A 14,632-nucleotide genomic window follows, 5' to 3' on the forward strand; every position below is an offset into this window, starting at 1 on the left:
CCCGGAACCGAAGCCCATGTTCAAGCCGCTTTTGTCACGCAAGCCGTGGTCGCGCCTCGTCGGCGCAACGCTCTTCGCGCTCGCCCTCGGCGCGTTCGGCGCGAGCCAGTCCGCGCGGGCGGCATCGACCATCACCGTCGGTGGGAAGAACTTCACGGAGCAGGTCCTGCTCGCGGAAATGACCACGGAACTGCTGAAGGCGAAGGGCTTCGATGTCGTGAAGAAGGACGGCATGGGCAGCACGGTGCTGCGCCAGGCGCAGGAGAACGGACAAGTCGACGTGTACTGGGAATACACCGGCACGTCGCTCATCACCTACAACAAAGTCACCGACAAGCTCGATCCGCAGCAGACCTACGCGCGCGTGAAGGAACTCGATGCGCAGAAGGGTCTCGTCTGGCTCGATCCTTCGAAGGCGAACGATACCTACGGCCTCGCGATGAACCGCGACGTCGCGCAGAAGCTCGGGATCGCGACGCTCAGCGATCTCGCGAAGGTGCTCAACAGCGGCAAGGCACTGACCTTCGCGTGCAATTCCGAGTTCTACGCGCGGCCCGACGGCCTGCGTCCGCTGGAAAAGGAATACGGGTTTCACTTCGAGCCGTCCCAGATCAAGCGGATGGATTCGGGCCTCACATATCAGGCGCTCAAGGATCGTCAGGTCGACACCGCGCTCGTCTTCACGACCGATGGCCGCGTGCCCGCGTTCAACTTCATCGTGCTGCGCGACGACAAGAACTTCTTCCCCGCCTACGCGCTCACGCCGGTCGTGCGCAAGGCGACGCTCGACGCCAATCCGAAGCTCGCCGACATCCTCAACGCGCTCTCCGCCAAGCTCGACGACGCGACGATGGCGCGCCTGAACGCCGAAGTCGACGTGCAGAAGAAGTCGCTCAGCGACGTCTCGGGCGCGTTCCTCAAGTCCGCCGGCCTGCTCTGACCGATGCGCGCGATGGAACCCTTGCTCGTCGCGGCGGCGCAGGTCGAAACGGTCGCCGGCGATCTCGCGGCGAACCTCGCATCGCATCGGCGAATGATCGAACAGGCGGCCGCGCGCGGTGTGCGGCTGCTCGTGTTTCCCGAGTTGTCGCTCGCCGGGCACGGGGCGGGCGAGCACGCGCTGAAGCTCGCCATCACGCGCGACGACCGCGTGCTGCTCGAACTCGCGCGCGACTGCACGTCGCTGTGCGCGGTCGTAGGCTTCATCGAGGAAGCGCCCGGCGCGTTGTTCTACAACAGCGTCGCGACGCTGCATGCGGGGCGCGTGGTGCACGTGCATCGAAAGATTGCGCTGGCGACATATGGCCGGCTCGACGACGGCAAGTTCTACGGACACGGCGAACGTCTCGATCAGTTCGCGTTGCCCGGCGATCCGCGCTGGCGCGTCGCGACGCCGATCTGCGCCGACCTGTGGAGTCCCGCGCTGATGCATCGCCTCGCGCGCGACGGCGCCACGTTGTGCGCCGCGCCGGTGAGTTCCGCCATCGAAGCCGTCGGCACCGGATTCGACAATCCGCGCGGCTGGGAGACCGTGTTGCGCGCGCATGCGCTCGTCTACGGCTTGCCGGTCGTGTTCGCGAATCGCGTCGGCCGGGAAGGCGCGCTGCATTTCTGGGGCGGCTCGCGCATCGTCGGTCCGCGCGGCGAAATCCTCGCGCAAAGCGAGTCGCCGTGCGAGGAGCTCGTCGTTGCATCGCTCGATTACGACGCTGTGCGCAACGCGCGTTTCGATCTGCCGACGGTCCGCGACGCCCGCGCCATCGACACGATTCTCGCGCAGCGCGCGCCCGGAAACGACATCGTGTCGGTTTCGTGATCGGGTTGGTCGTCTGCCTGTTGGCATCGGCGAAAACGGCGGCAGACAATCGATTCAACTGATCGTTCGCACGGAGAGCATGACGATGATCGACCCGACGCGCGTGCGCGCCGCCCTCGCGCAACGCCGCGACAATTTCTCGCTGCCGCAGCCGTTTTATACCGACGACGCGTTTCACCAGCTCGATATCGACGCGGTCTTCAACGACGAATGGCTCTTCGCGTGCAATGTCTGCGAGTTGCGCGAGCCGGGCGATTATCTGACGCTTGAAATCGGTCCGACTTCCGCGATCGTGCTACGCGATAACGACGGCGAGATTCGCGCGTTCTTCAATACGTGCCGGCATCGCGGCTCGCGCATCTGTCTCGATGAAAAAGGCCGCGCGCATCGCCTGACGTGCGCGTATCACCAGTGGGTCTACGAACTCGACGGCTCGCTGCTGCATGCGCGGCAGATGCCCGCGGGCTTCGAGCGCGAAGCGTATGGCTTGCGGCCCGTGCATGTCGAAATCGTGTGCGGCATGGTCTATATCTGCCTCGCCGATACGCCGCCCGACATCGCGCGCTTTCGCGACGCCGTGACGCCGTACATCGCGCCGCATCAGCCGTGGCGCACGAAAGTCGCCGCCGTCTCGACGATGATCGAGGACGCGAACTGGAAGCTCGTCATCGAGAACAATCGCGAGTGCTATCACTGCGCCGGCAATCATCCGGAACTGCTCGCGACGCTGATCGAATTCGCCCTGCCCGACGATCCCGCCGGCTCGGGCGACTTCCGTTTGCTGATGGACGCGCAAGCCGCGAAGTGGGAACGTCACGGCCTGCCTCATCTGCCCGCCGATGGCGGCGACGAGTTCCGCTGCATCCGGCTGCCATTTCATCGCGGCGCGGTGTCGTTCACGCCGGACGGATCGCCCGCGTGCGCGAAGCTGCTCGGCGATCTCACCGAGCCGGATCTCGGTTCGGTGCGCATGTTCCGCGTGCCGAACAACTGGAACCACTTTCTCGCGGATCACATCATTCACTTCCGGATTCTGCCGCTGTCGGCGTCGCGCACGATGCTGCGCACGACTTGGCTCGTGCATGAGGACGCGGTCGAAGGCGTCGATTACGACATCGACAAGCTGACCTCGGTGTGGAACGCGACCAACACGCAGGACGCGCGGCTCGCGGCAAACAATCAGCTCGGCGTCGGGTCCATCGCATATACGCCGGGTCCGTATGCGCCGTCCGAATTCATGCTGCGCAACTTCACCAACTGGTATGCGAACAAGCTCGCGTCGTATCTCGACGGCACGCATGCGCATCGTTCGATCGAACTGAAGGTGTCGAATGGCTGACGTGCTGATCGAAGCGCAGACACTAATCGTGTCCGACGAAGCGCAGGCGCGCACGCTCGAATGCATCGCCGTGCGCGATGAAGCGCCGGGCGTCAAGACGTTTCGCCTGCGCGATCCGCACGCGGACGGCGCGCGCCGCTTCGCGCCCGGTCAGGCGATGCTGCTCACGCTCGATATCGACGGCGTGCGTCACGACCGCACGTTTTCGATCGCGTCGTCGCCCCTTGAGCGCGACGTGCTCGAACTCACGATCAAGGCGCAGGCGGACGGCGTCGCCACGCGCTGGCTGCACGAGCGTCTGACGCCGGGAACGCACATCGACGCGCGCTATCCGCTCGGCCGCTTCACGCTCGACGCAGCGAACGCGGCGCCGCTTGCGTTTGTATCGGCGGGATCGGGCGCATCGCCGCTGATGTCGATGTTGCGCACGCTCGCGCATAGCCAGCCGGATGCGGATGTCGCGTGGCTGCATAGCGCGCGCAACGCCGCCGACATCCTTTTCGCCGATGAACTTGCGGCGCTTCAGTCGCGCATGCCGAATCTGACGGTCAGCGTGTGGCTGAGCGCGCCCGCGCCGGGCTGGTTCGGCTTGCGTGGACGCATCGCGCGCGGCACGCTCTGGGCGGTCGCGCCCGACTTCGGACGCCGCACGGTGTATTGCTGCGGACCGGCGGGCTTCATGCAGAACATCCGGCAGATTCACGCGGCCGAAGGCGCACGACGCGCGGCGTTTCATATCGAGCATTTCGGGCCCGTGCCCGTCGAGGCGTCGCAACGCGATGTCTTGCCATCGCAAGACGCCGTTCATCACGCCACGCTGGGCGATAAACGCTTCGACGTGCGCGCGGGCGAAACGCTGCTCGTCGCCGCGACGCGTCAGCAAGTGGTGATTCCGTGCGGCTGCGCGAGCGGCTTGTGCGGCACATGCAAGGTGCGCCGCGTGTCCGGCGTCGTATCGATGCAGCACGCGGGCGGATTATCGGCCGCCGAGGAAGCGCAGGGCTTCATTCTCGCGTGCTCCAGCCGTCCATCCACCGACGTCGAAATCGCCTTCCGATGATGAAGCCAGCTCCGCCGCTTCAAGACGACGCCAGCCGCTTCACGCACGCGTTGCGCTTCGACATGCTGCCCGATGCCGTCGTGCGCGATGCGCAGCGCCGTCTGCTCGACCTCTTCGCCGTCGCGGCGGCGGGCACATCGACGCGCATGTCGTCGATCGCGCGCGAACACGCGCTCGATTGCTTCGCGGCGGGCCGCACGCCCGCGCGCATGTTGTTCGACGGACGCATCGCGAGCGCGGCGGGAGCGGCCTTCGCGGGCGCGGCGACCATCGACAGTTTCGACGGCCACGACGGCCACGCGCTCACCAAGGGGCACGCGGGCGTCACCGTGCTGCCCGCGCTGCTCGCGATGACCGAACGCGTGCCCGGCATGAGCGGGCGCGAGTTCATCGTGCAGACGGTGCTCGGCTACGAACTCGGCACCCGCGCGGGCATCGCGCTGCATGCGACGAGCCGCGAATATCACACGTCGGGTGCGTGGAATGCGCTTGCGGCGGCGGCCATCGCGAGCCGCGCGCTCGGCTTCGACGTGCCGATGACGCGTCATGCGCTCGGCATCGCGGAGTATCACGGGCCGCGCTCGGACATGATGCGCTGCATCGATCATCCGACGATGCTGAAGGACGGCTCGTGCTGGGGCGCGCTCGCGGGCATCAGCGCGGCGCTGCTCGCCTCGCGCGGCTTCACCGGCGCGCCGGCGACGACCGTCGAACGCGACGCGCCCGCGATGTTTGCCGATCTCGGCGAGCGCTGGGTGATCCTCGAACAGTATGTGAAGCCGTATCCGGTATGCCGCTGGGCGCATCCGTCGATTGCGGCGGCGCTCGCGGTGCGCGCGCAGGCCGCCTTCGACGCGGCCAGCATCGAACGTGTGGAAATCGAAACTTTCCACGAAGCGAAGCGCCTGTGGTCCGACGCGCCGCGCACCACCGAGGAAGCGCAATACGGCGTGCTGTTTCCCGTCGCCGCCGCGTTGCTGCATGGCCGCGTGGATGCGGACACTATCGGCGATGGAGGACTGATCGATCCCGCCGTGCGCGCGCTGCTGCCGCGCTTCGTCACGCACGAGCGCGCGGACTTCAACGCGGCGTTTCCCGCCGAGCGCTGGGCGCGCGTGACGGTCGAACTGCGCGATGGCCGGCGCCTCGACTCCGGCGCGATGCAGGCGAGCGGCGATCCCGCGCGCCCGATGACGCCCGAAGCCGAACGCGGCAAGTTCCGCGCGTTGACCGGAGCGCGCTTCGGCGCACGCTTCGCAAGCGAACTCGAAGCCGCCGTCGACGCGCTCGCCGAACCTCACGCGAGCGCGTCGACGTTATGCGAACTCGTGCTGAACGCGCCCAACTTTACGCAATGAGAGTCCCGATGGACAACCAAGCCATGCAAACGCCCTTCTACGATCCCGCATCCGTCGCGGGCAAGGCGCCGCCCGTCGATGAATCGACCGATCTGCTGATCGTCGGCGCGGGCCCGGCGGGCATCGCGGCTGCGCTCGAAGCGGCGGGACGCGGAGTCAGCGTGACGCTCGTCGATGAAAACCCGGTGCCGCTCCACACGATGGGCGAGGACGTGCCGCTGCATTTCGGCGGCCGCATGGGCGCCGTGGCCGGCAACGCCAACGCGATGCTCGAAGCCATGCTCGCCGCGCGCCCCGAACTCGGCGATGCGCTGGAAGCGGGCGTCGACGTGAAGCTCGGCACGGCGGTCTGGGGCCTCTTTCCGCACGGCCCGGCGAGCGCGTGGATGGACACGCACGTTGCCGGTCTCGCCGATGCATCGCGTACGTGGCTCATCGGCTTCAAACAGGTGATCGTCGCATCCGGACGGCGCGACATGGGCCTCGCCTTCGACGGCTGGCAGCGTCCCGGCGTGATGGGCGCGAGCGCCGCGTGGCGGCTCGCCGTGCTCTACGGCGCACTCGATGCGCGCCGCGCCGTGCTGGTCGGCAGCGACACGCACGCGCTGAACATCGCCGTCGATCTGATGGCGCGCGGCGTGCGGATCGTCGCGGTGATCGAACAGTCCGATGCGATCGTCGGCGATGCCGCGCTCGCGTCGCAACTCGAAGCGGGCGGCGCGCGCTTGCTCACACGGCACGTCGTGCGGCACGCGCGCGGCGATGCGTACGGCGTCACTTCGGTCGAAGCGGCATCGCCCCATGCGGACGCATCGGTCACGTTCGAATGCGATACCGTGCTGCTCGGCGTCGCCGCGCTGCCCGCGATCGAACTGCTCGAAGCGGCCGGTTGCGCCACGACATTCGATGCCGCGCGCGGCGGTCACGTCGCCAATGTCGATGCGATGCAGCGCACGTCGCTGCCGTTCGCGTATGCGGCGGGCGACTGCGCGGGCGTGTGGGCATCGAAGAGCCGCGATGACGGCATCGCGCGGGAAGAAGGCCGGCGCGCGGCGCGTTCGGCGCTCGATGCTCCGGGCGTTTGCGGCACCGCGCAGGTCACGGAGCCCGACGCGCCCGCGCACGACATCGCCGCGTCGCGCGTGGCGTGGGTGCGCGCGAGCGTGCTCGACGCGGCGGGCGAGCCGTTCGTGTGCCAGTGCGAGGAAGTCACTGCGCGCGAAATCCTCGACGTGCGTCCGCCGCGTTATCTCGACTGGCATCCCGCCGACGCGGCGCACGACACGCGCGGCGTCGCCGGACTCGCACGCAGCGGCCCGCCGAATCCCGATGCGGTCAAGCGGCTCACGCGCGCCTGCATGGGTCCGTGTCAGGGCCGCCGATGCCGCGAACAAGTGGCGGCGCTGCTCGCGATCGGCTCCGGCTGCGCGCTGCCGCGCATTCCGCTCGCGACGTTCCGCGCGCCGGTGCGTCCGCTCGCGCTGCGGCAACTCGCGGACGTGGCCGAAGCCTCGTCGACGGGCTCGCATTGGGATAGCTGGTTCGGCATGGCGTCGCAATGGGTGCCGTTCTGGCGCGTCGATCCGCTGTATCGAGCGGGCACGCGGCAGACCGGAGAACCGGTGGCGAGCGAATAGCGGCGTCGTTTTTACGTCGACATAACCAGGCCAATCACGCAATCGAAGGCGCGCAAGCATGAACACATCGACAGCAGACAAACTCAAGGGCGCCTCGGTGGTCATCGTCGGCGGCGGCGTGACGGGGCTCTCCGCGGGATGGTGGCTCGCGCGCGAGGGCATCGACGTGCTCGTGCTCGAAGCGGGCATGATCGGCTGGGGCGCGTCAGGACGGAACGGCGGCGGCTGCTCGCATCATCACAGCCCGCTCTTCATGGAAGAACAACGACTCTGGCCGATGATGGACGACCTGCTCGGTTATCCGACGGAGTTTTGCCGCGAGCGCATCCGCATTGCGCTCGACGAGCAGCAGTTCAGGCTGTATCGCCGGGCGCTCGAAAACGGCGAGCATCACGGCCTGCGCTCCGAAGTGCTCGATGCCAGGCAGGTGCGCGAACTCGTGCCGCTTGCGGGCGACAACGTGCATGCCGGCTATTTCTATCACTTCGGCGGACATGCGAATCCGCATCGCACGTTGCAGGCTTATGCGTGGGCGATGGAAGATCACGGCGCGCGCATCCTGCAGCATACGCCGGTGACAGGCTTCGTCACGCAAGGCGGGCGCGTAAGCGCCGTGCAGACACCGAACGAAGACTTCGCCTGCGATCATCTCGTGATCGCGGCCGGTCCGCATACGGGCGTGCTCGCGGCGCAACTCGGCATCGACGTGCCGCTCGCGGCGGCGCGCGCGGAGATGATCGTCACCGAGCCGCTTCCGCTGATGCCGCTCGGCGGCGTCGACGGCAACGGCCTCTACGGACGGCAGACGCTGCGCGGCAATCTCGCGTTCGGCGGCGGTCCGCACGAATGGATCGGACTCGATGACGTGCGCAACGTGCGTGCGCATTCGACGCCGCTTCAATGCAGCATCGCAGCACGGCTCGCGGCGCTGCTGCCGAAGGCCGCGCACGCGAAGGTCATCCGCAGTTGGGCGGGCTATATCGAGAACACGCCGGATGGACGGCCCGTGATCGATCGTCCGGTTGCGCAAGAGAACGTGACGGTCGCGACGTTATCGAGCGTGGGCTTCGGCCTGTCGCCGGCGAGCGGCCACGCGATCCGCGATCTGGTCGTCGACGGGCGATGCGGATTCGCCGATCTCTCGTCGCTGTCGCTTGCGCGCTTCGCGCATCTGGAACCGCACTGGCGCGAACTTCAAGGCTGGCTGCCGCTGCCGCTGCGAGCCACGGCGCCAGTGCTCGAAACCGCATAAGCGCGTCACGATCTCGGCTGCGCCGCGCGCAACTCCGTCGGACTGATGCCGTACGCGCGACGCACCCAGCGCGCCAGATGCGACGGCGACGCGAATCCCGTCGCCACGGCGACATCGGCGACGGGCACGCTCGAATAAGTCAGCATGTCGTGCGCGCGCTCCAGCCGCAACTGCACGTAATAGCGCGCGGGCGTCGCGTTCAGATGCCGCAGGAACAGACGCTCCATCTGCCGCGACGTCATGCCGATGGCCGAGCCGATATCGTTGATCTGCAACGGCGTCTCGACATGCGCGCGCATCATTTCAATGGCCCGGCGGATGCCGCGCGGCAAACTCGCGTGATTCTGATCGCGCCAGCCGCGCTGATCGTCGGCGGTATCGCGCATGCGTTCGTGATGAAACTGATTGGCGACGCGCACCGCGAGATCGCTGCCCTGCTGAGTCTTGATGAGATGCAGCATCATGTCCATCGCGGCGATGCCACCCGAGCACGTCATGCGGTCGCGATCGATCTCGAACAGCTTGCTGCTGCATATCAGATCGGGAAACGCCTCCGTGAACGCGGGGAGATTCTCCCAGTGGATCGTGCAATGGTAGCCGTCGAGCAAGCCCGCAAGCGCGAGCAGATAGGTCGCCGTCGAAAGCGAACCAATGACCGCCTGCGTGCGCGCCGCGCGCTTCAACGCCGCGACGAAGGCCGGTTCGAGCGCGGGCGCGAGACGCAGGCCGCCGCAGACGAACACGTAATCGGCGTCCTTGTAGACGTCGTCGAACATGCGCGCCGCAAGCGCAATGCCGCTCGACGAATGCACCGGCTCGCCGTCGAGACTCACGAGCGTCCAGTCGTAAAGCGTGTCGCCCGCGAGGCGATTGGCCGAGCGCAGCGGCTCGATGGCGGACGACAGGCTCATCATCGACAAGCCGTCCGCGAGCAGAAACACGAACCGGCGCGGCCCGGCATCGGACGAACGAGAGTGAGAGATCAAAGCGCGGCGCGTGAGATGGACCATGAAAACCTCCGCCTAAGCGAAGGCGCCTTGTTCGATGCGTCTGCCCGTCATTATCGCCGCGAAAATACCCGTGCGAACAGAGCGCGACGAGGCTTATACGGCAGAATGGGCGCGGGAGGAAACCATGCGAAACACTTTCGTCGGGGTAGACCTGCGTGCATTGCAGGCGTTCGTCGCGGTCTGCGAAACGCGTTCGATGACCGAGGCCGCGCGCGTGCTGGGCGTCACGCAAAGCGCGGTGAGCCAGCTCATCGCGGCACTCGAACGCGAACAGGGCGTGGCGCTGTTCGATCGCGAGTTCAGGCCGGTGCGGCCGAACGCGGCGGGCCGCATTCTGCTCGAACAGGCGGGCGCGCTGCTCGGACATGCGCAGGCGGTTTCGCATAACGTGCGCAACGCGACAAGCGAAGGTGCGCCGAGTCTGCGCATCGGCTGCGTGGATTCGTTCGCGGCGAGCGTCGGGCCGCATCTCGTGCAGCGCCTGTCCGATCGCATGAAGACGCTTTCGATGTGGTCCGGCCTCACGCCGACGCTGAGCGAACAACTCGCCAATCGCGAACTCGATCTCGCCATCTGCACCGAAGCAACGCTCGATCCGCGCCGCGTCGAATTGCGTCCGCTGTTCTCGGAGACGTTCGTCGCCGTTGCGCCGAGAACGTTCGGCGCGGGCCGCAAGCCGCGCGACTTTCACGACGTCGTACGCGACCTGCCGCTGTTGCGTTACACGGGACGCTCGCTAATCGGGCAACAGGTCGAGCGGCTCGTCAGGCACATGAACTTCCATGCGCCCAACCGCTACGAGTTCGACGACACCGATCCGCTGCTCAGTCTCGTCGCGTCCGGTTTCGGCTGCGCGATCACATCGCCGCTGTGTCTCTGGCAATCGCGCGCGCATCTGCCGGACGTGACGGTCGTGCCGCTGCCCGCCACGCGCATCGGACATCGACACTTCTACATTCTCACGCGCCGCTCCGAATGGTCCGCGATGGCCGATGCCGTGTCGCGCGAGTCCATCGCCGTCGCGCGCGACGTGATCGCGCCGGGATTGCTCGCCGCCCTGCCCGGCATGCCCGCCGAACTGTTCGACGTCTACGCGCATGACCTCGATGCGCGCGGCGCAGCATGAAATTAGCGGAACTGCTTCAAAACATAAGAGTTTCTGATTCGGTCAGATGGCTTAATGGCCGGGCGACGTTCGCCACTACCATCGGAAACAGACCGCCGGACCCACCTCACATTCAGACAGGGCATAACGATGACAAGCAATCGCCGTACATTTCTGAAGCAGGCATCCTGGATCGGCGCGGCTGCGGCCACGGCGGGTTTCAGCGCGGGATTCGCGCCGCTCGCGCGCGCGGCGACGACCGTGAATTACGGCGGCTCGGCTTGGCTCGGCCACTACGCGGCGTATGTCGCGATGAAGACCGATATCTTTACGAAGCTCGGCATCGACTGCCGCTGGCAATCGTTCTCGACGTCCTCGGCGCGCATGGGCGCGGTGATGGCGGGCAATATCGATATCGCGGGCACGGGCGTCGTCTCGGCGCTCGCGCTGATGGCCAACGGCGCGAAGCAGTTCCAGCTCATCTCCACGCCCAATAACTTCGGCAAGTCCGAAGGGCTGCTCGTGCGCAGCAGCGTGAAGTCGCTCGCGGATCTCAAGGGCAAGAAGATCGGCGTCACGTATGCATCGAGTTCGCATGTGCTGCTGCTCGACGTGCTGCGTCAGGCCAACATGGACCCGGCCAGGGACGTGAGCATCATCAATCTGCCCGCGAACGAACTGCTTACCGCTTATCGCGGCCATCAGATCGATGCCGCCGCCGCATGGACGCCGACCTTCGACCGCATCAAGGCGCTGCCCGACACCAAGCTCCTGCTCGACGATTCGTCGTTCTCGCTCTACAAGCCGTATCAACTGACGCCGGGACCGGACGTGCTGCTGGTGCGCACGGCGTTCGCGAGCGCGCATCCCGAGGTGCCCAAGGCCTTTCTGCAAGGCATCGCGCAGGCCAGCGACATGATGACGCAAAGCCCCGAAAAGGCGGCGCCCATTCTGATGACGCTCACGAATCTGTCGGAAGACGAGCAACTGGCGATTCTCAAGCAGACGCAGTGGTATTCGCACGCGCAGCAGAAAGCGCTTTTCGTGGGCAGCGGCGGCAAGCCGGGACCGTTCGTCGATGGCGTTCAGAAGCTCTCCGACATGCTCGTCGATCTGAAGCAGATCGATCAGTCGCCGAAGGTAGCGGACTGGATCAACGCAACTTATCTGTGAGCCTCGACGGATGGCATCGAATCGTAAATGGGCAGGCGGCGGCCTGCTCGTCGTCAGCGCGTGCTCGCTGATCGGCTTTCTGCTGCTGTGGGAACTCGTGTGCCGCGCGGGTCTCGTCGAAGCGGTCTTTCTGCCTGCGCCATCGCAAGTGCTGGCGCGCGGCATCCGCATGTGGAATCAGCATTCGCTCTTCGACAACGTGCTCGCGTCCACGCGCCGCGTGATGGTCGGCTTTCTCGCGGCGGCGGTCGTATCGATACCCCTCGGCATCATGCTCGGCACGTCGCGTGTGGCGCGCGCGGTGTTCGATCCGCTGCTGTCGTTCCTGCGACCGCTGCCGTCAATGAGCTGGATTCCGCTTTCGCTGCTGTGGTTCGGCATCACCGAAACACAGAAGTACAGCATCGTTTTCATGGGCTCGTTCGCGCCCGCACTGCTGTATGTGATCGACGCGACGCGCAGCATCGATCCGATCTTCATCCGCGCGGCGCGCAATCTCGGCGCGAACCGCTGGCAGGTCATGTTCGAAGTCATTCTGCCCGGCTGCATTCCGCAGATTCTGTCGGGCATGAAGGTGATTCTCGGACTCTCGTGGACTTGCGTGATCTCGGCCGAACTCGTCGCGGCGCAACAGGGTCTCGGCTTCATGATCATGAACGGACGCGAGTTCTTCCAGACCGATACCGTCGTGCTCGGCATGGTGCTCATCAGCATCACGGTGCTCCTGACGGATGCCGTGTTCCGGCTCATCGAACGCGGAGTGCTGTCATGGCAACGATGAATCATCCGATGATCCGGCTCGAAGGCGTCGCGAAGCGTTATGGCGCGTTGGAGGTGTTGAAGGAAGTCGATCTCGATATCGCGAAGGGCGAGTTCGTCGTGCTGCTCGGCGCGTCGGGCTGTGGCAAATCGACGATGCTCAACATGATCTCCGGCTTCGAACAGCCGACGCAGGGCCGCGTGCTCGTCAACGGGAAGGAAGTGAAGGATGTCGAGCCCGCATGCGGCATGGTATTTCAGCAATACGCGCTCTTTCCGTGGAAGACCGTGAGCGAGAACGTCGCGTTCGGGCTGAAGATGCGCGGCGTCGGCAAGGCCGAAAGGCGTGAGGCGGCGCGGCGTCATATCGAAGCCGTCGGACTGAAGGGCTTCGAGGACAGCTATCCCGGCAAGCTGTCGGGCGGCATGAAGCAGCGCGTATCGATCGCGCGCGTGCTCGCGAACGATCCGGACGTCATGCTGCTCGACGAACCCTTCGCCGCGCTTGACGCGATGACGCGGCAAGTGCTGCAGGAACAACTGCTGTCGCTCTATGTAAAGAGCGGCAAGACCATCGTCTTCATCACGCATTCCATCGACGAAGCGCTGATGCTCTCCACGCGCATGATCGTGATGGGCGCGAAGCCGGGGCGCATCGTGCAGGACATCCGCAACGATCTGCCGTTGCCGCGCAGCGCCGAAGTGCAGCTTTCGCCCGCGTATCTGGAGATGAAGAAATCGATCTGGGAAACGGTGCAGGCGGAAGTCATGAAGGGACTCGAAGGCGCTGCGTGAAATCGCTTCTGCTTAGCATCGTTTTCGCTTATGGATGCGGCATCGCGGCAGCGACGCGGCACACTGCATCATCATCCGCATGAGAAAGGACGCGCAACAGTGAATACCTATGACGTGGTGGTGATCGGGGCCGGCGTGATCGGCAGTTCCGTCGCGTTTCATCTTCAGAAGCTGGGCGCGAAAAGCGTGCTCGTGCTGGATCGCGCGACTATCGGCGCGGGCACGACGTCGCAATCGTCGGGCATTCTGCGCACGCATTATTCGGTGAAGGAGAACGTCGAGCTCGCGCGCAAGTCGTGGGCCGTGTTCAACGACTTCGCGGCCTATCTCGGCGATGACGAAGCATCGTGCGGCATCGTCAAGAGCGGCTATATGATCGTCGCGGCCGATGGCGACAAGGTCGAGCCGTTGCGCGCATCGCTCGAACAGCAGAAGAGCCAAGGCATTCCGCTCGAATTGCTGAGCGCGCAACAGGCGCACGAACTCATGCCGATCGCGCGTTTCGACGATGCCGCACTGATCGGCTTCGAGCCCGAAGCCGGTTTCGCCGACGCCTATCTCACGGCGACGAGTTTCGCGCGCGCCGCGCGGCGCGGCGGCGTGACGATCCGCGAGAACGTCACGGTGAATCGCTTGCTGATTGAGAACGGCCGGGTGCGTGGCGTATCGACGAGCGCGGGCGATTTCGCGGCATCGATGGTGGTCAGCACGCAGAACATCTGGACGCCGGAACTCGCGGGCTGGACCGGCGCGACGCTGCCGGTGTCGCCCGAGCGTCACGCGGTGCTCGCGCTCGAATGCGAAGGCGCGGCCTATACGTACACAATGCCGGTGTTCAAGGACCTCGCATCGCCGGGCATGCTGTATTGCCGCAGCTACGGCGGCAATCAGATGCTCGTTAGCGAAGGCACTGCTGGCGAGAAGCTCGGCACAGCGGACATCGAGCAAGGCGATATCTCGATGGATTATGTAGTCGAAGTCGGCGCGCAGGTCGCCGAACGCTTTCCGGCATACGAGGCGGCGGGCATCGCGTCGTCGTGGACGGGGGTGTATGACGTCACGCCCGACTGGAATCCCGTGCTCGGCGCGTTGCCGGGCATCGAAGGTCTCGTCGTCGGTTATGGCTTTTCGGGGCACGGCTTCAAGCTGTCGCCGACCGTCGGCAAGGTGCTCGCACAGGCCGCGCTCGGCTTGCCGACCGATGTGTCGCTCACGCCGTATTCCGTCGAACGCTTTGCGACCGGCGCATTGCTGACCGGCAAATACGGCGTCGGCGCGGTGTCCTGAGGCGCGCGGCGCCGCGCTTTTCTCATCGGATTCGAACCAGG

13 protein-coding genes are annotated in these 14,632 nt (G+C 65.9%); 12 read left to right on the forward strand and 1 reads right to left on the reverse strand.

What is annotated here, in order from left to right; translation table 11 throughout:
- Nucleotides 1-16: 16 nt before the first annotated feature.
- The 7 genes from BG57_RS12670 to BG57_RS12700 all read left to right on the forward strand — a co-directional run bounded on the left by BG57_RS12670 (nt 17) and on the right by BG57_RS12700 (nt 8,462).
- Nucleotides 17-940, forward strand: a complete 924-nt coding sequence (locus BG57_RS12670; protein WP_035963462.1) for a glycine betaine ABC transporter substrate-binding protein — start codon at nt 17-19, stop codon at nt 938-940.
- Nucleotides 941-952: 12 nt separating this feature from the next.
- Nucleotides 953-1,816 (forward strand): nitrilase-related carbon-nitrogen hydrolase, encoded by an 864-nt coding sequence (locus BG57_RS12675; protein ID WP_052005785.1) that lies wholly within the window; start codon nt 953-955, stop codon nt 1,814-1,816.
- A 79-nt stretch (nt 1,817-1,895) separates the two neighbouring features.
- Nucleotides 1,896-3,155: an aromatic ring-hydroxylating oxygenase subunit alpha gene (locus BG57_RS12680; protein ID WP_075583128.1), complete on the forward strand. Its 1,260-nt coding sequence runs from the start codon at nt 1,896-1,898 to the stop codon at nt 3,153-3,155.
- Nucleotides 3,148-4,215, forward strand: coding sequence for an FAD-binding oxidoreductase (locus BG57_RS12685; RefSeq protein WP_052005768.1), 1,068 nt, complete (start codon nt 3,148-3,150; stop codon nt 4,213-4,215). The genes BG57_RS12680 and BG57_RS12685 overlap by 8 nt, the downstream gene beginning before the upstream one ends.
- Nucleotides 4,212-5,573 carry an MmgE/PrpD family protein gene (locus BG57_RS12690; RefSeq protein WP_229754056.1) on the forward strand — a complete coding sequence of 454 codons (1,362 nt, stop codon included), beginning with the start codon at nt 4,212-4,214 and terminating at the stop codon, nt 5,571-5,573. Before BG57_RS12685 ends, BG57_RS12690 begins: the two co-directional genes overlap by 4 nt.
- 8 nt (nt 5,574-5,581) lie before the next feature.
- Complete coding sequence (locus BG57_RS12695; RefSeq protein ID WP_052005770.1) at nt 5,582-7,210, forward strand: FAD/NAD(P)-dependent oxidoreductase; 1,629 nt, start codon at nt 5,582-5,584, stop codon at nt 7,208-7,210.
- 58 nt (nt 7,211-7,268) lie between these two features.
- The gene (locus tag BG57_RS12700) at nt 7,269-8,462 is read left to right on the forward strand and encodes an NAD(P)/FAD-dependent oxidoreductase (RefSeq protein WP_035963465.1); all 1,194 of its coding nucleotides are present in this window, start codon (nt 7,269-7,271) and stop codon (nt 8,460-8,462) included.
- Nucleotides 8,463-8,467: 5 nt separating this feature from the next.
- Here the strand turns inward: BG57_RS12700 and BG57_RS12705 are convergent, their stop codons facing one another.
- Nucleotides 8,468-9,472, reverse strand: coding sequence for a GlxA family transcriptional regulator (locus BG57_RS12705; RefSeq protein WP_052005771.1), 1,005 nt, complete (start codon nt 9,470-9,472; stop codon nt 8,468-8,470).
- Nucleotides 9,473-9,596: 124 nt separating this feature from the next.
- Here BG57_RS12705 and BG57_RS12710 point away from each other — a divergent pair, with 124 nt between their 5' ends.
- The 5 genes from BG57_RS12710 to BG57_RS12730 all read left to right on the forward strand — a co-directional run bounded on the left by BG57_RS12710 (nt 9,597) and on the right by BG57_RS12730 (nt 14,591).
- The gene (locus BG57_RS12710; RefSeq protein ID WP_052005786.1) at nt 9,597-10,598 is read left to right on the forward strand and encodes a LysR family transcriptional regulator; all 1,002 of its coding nucleotides are present in this window, start codon (nt 9,597-9,599) and stop codon (nt 10,596-10,598) included.
- Between the two features lie 129 nt (nt 10,599-10,727).
- On the forward strand, nt 10,728-11,750 hold the full coding sequence (locus BG57_RS12715; protein ID WP_035963467.1) for an ABC transporter substrate-binding protein: 1,023 nt from the start codon (nt 10,728-10,730) through the stop codon (nt 11,748-11,750).
- 10 nt (nt 11,751-11,760) lie between these two features.
- Nucleotides 11,761-12,531, forward strand: a complete 771-nt coding sequence (locus BG57_RS12720) for an ABC transporter permease (protein WP_035963469.1) — start codon at nt 11,761-11,763, stop codon at nt 12,529-12,531.
- Nucleotides 12,519-13,304: an ABC transporter ATP-binding protein gene (locus BG57_RS12725; RefSeq protein WP_035963472.1), complete on the forward strand. Its 786-nt coding sequence runs from the start codon at nt 12,519-12,521 to the stop codon at nt 13,302-13,304. The genes BG57_RS12720 and BG57_RS12725 overlap by 13 nt, the downstream gene beginning before the upstream one ends.
- 99 nt (nt 13,305-13,403) lie before the next feature.
- The gene (locus BG57_RS12730) at nt 13,404-14,591 is read left to right on the forward strand and encodes an NAD(P)/FAD-dependent oxidoreductase (RefSeq protein ID WP_035963608.1); all 1,188 of its coding nucleotides are present in this window, start codon (nt 13,404-13,406) and stop codon (nt 14,589-14,591) included.
- Nucleotides 14,592-14,632 lie beyond the last annotated feature (41 nt).

The sequence above is a fragment of the Caballeronia grimmiae genome (genome assembly GCF_000698555.1).
In the GTDB taxonomy this organism is placed as follows: domain Bacteria; phylum Pseudomonadota; class Gammaproteobacteria; order Burkholderiales; family Burkholderiaceae; genus Caballeronia; species Caballeronia grimmiae.

Excerpts from the sequence above, each read along its gene's own strand:
- BG57_RS12670 (WP_035963462.1), top strand. The coding sequence starts at position 17 with ATGTTCAAGCCGCTTTTGTCACGCAAGCCGTGGTCGCGCCTCGTCGGC.
- BG57_RS12675 (WP_052005785.1), top strand. The coding sequence starts at position 953 with ATGGAACCCTTGCTCGTCGCGGCGGCGCAGGTCGAAACGGTCGCCGGC.
- BG57_RS12680 (WP_075583128.1), top strand. The coding sequence starts at position 1,896 with ATGACGATGATCGACCCGACGCGCGTGCGCGCCGCCCTCGCGCAACGC.
- BG57_RS12685 (WP_052005768.1), top strand. The coding sequence starts at position 3,148 with ATGGCTGACGTGCTGATCGAAGCGCAGACACTAATCGTGTCCGACGAA.
- BG57_RS12690 (WP_229754056.1), top strand. The coding sequence starts at position 4,212 with ATGATGAAGCCAGCTCCGCCGCTTCAAGACGACGCCAGCCGCTTCACG.
- BG57_RS12695 (WP_052005770.1), top strand. The coding sequence starts at position 5,582 with ATGGACAACCAAGCCATGCAAACGCCCTTCTACGATCCCGCATCCGTC.
- BG57_RS12700 (WP_035963465.1), top strand. The coding sequence starts at position 7,269 with ATGAACACATCGACAGCAGACAAACTCAAGGGCGCCTCGGTGGTCATC.
- BG57_RS12705 (WP_052005771.1), bottom strand. The coding sequence starts at position 9,472 with ATGGTCCATCTCACGCGCCGCGCTTTGATCTCTCACTCTCGTTCGTCC.
- BG57_RS12710 (WP_052005786.1), top strand. The coding sequence starts at position 9,597 with ATGCGAAACACTTTCGTCGGGGTAGACCTGCGTGCATTGCAGGCGTTC.
- BG57_RS12715 (WP_035963467.1), top strand. The coding sequence starts at position 10,728 with ATGACAAGCAATCGCCGTACATTTCTGAAGCAGGCATCCTGGATCGGC.
- BG57_RS12720 (WP_035963469.1), top strand. The coding sequence starts at position 11,761 with ATGGCATCGAATCGTAAATGGGCAGGCGGCGGCCTGCTCGTCGTCAGC.
- BG57_RS12725 (WP_035963472.1), top strand. The coding sequence starts at position 12,519 with ATGGCAACGATGAATCATCCGATGATCCGGCTCGAAGGCGTCGCGAAG.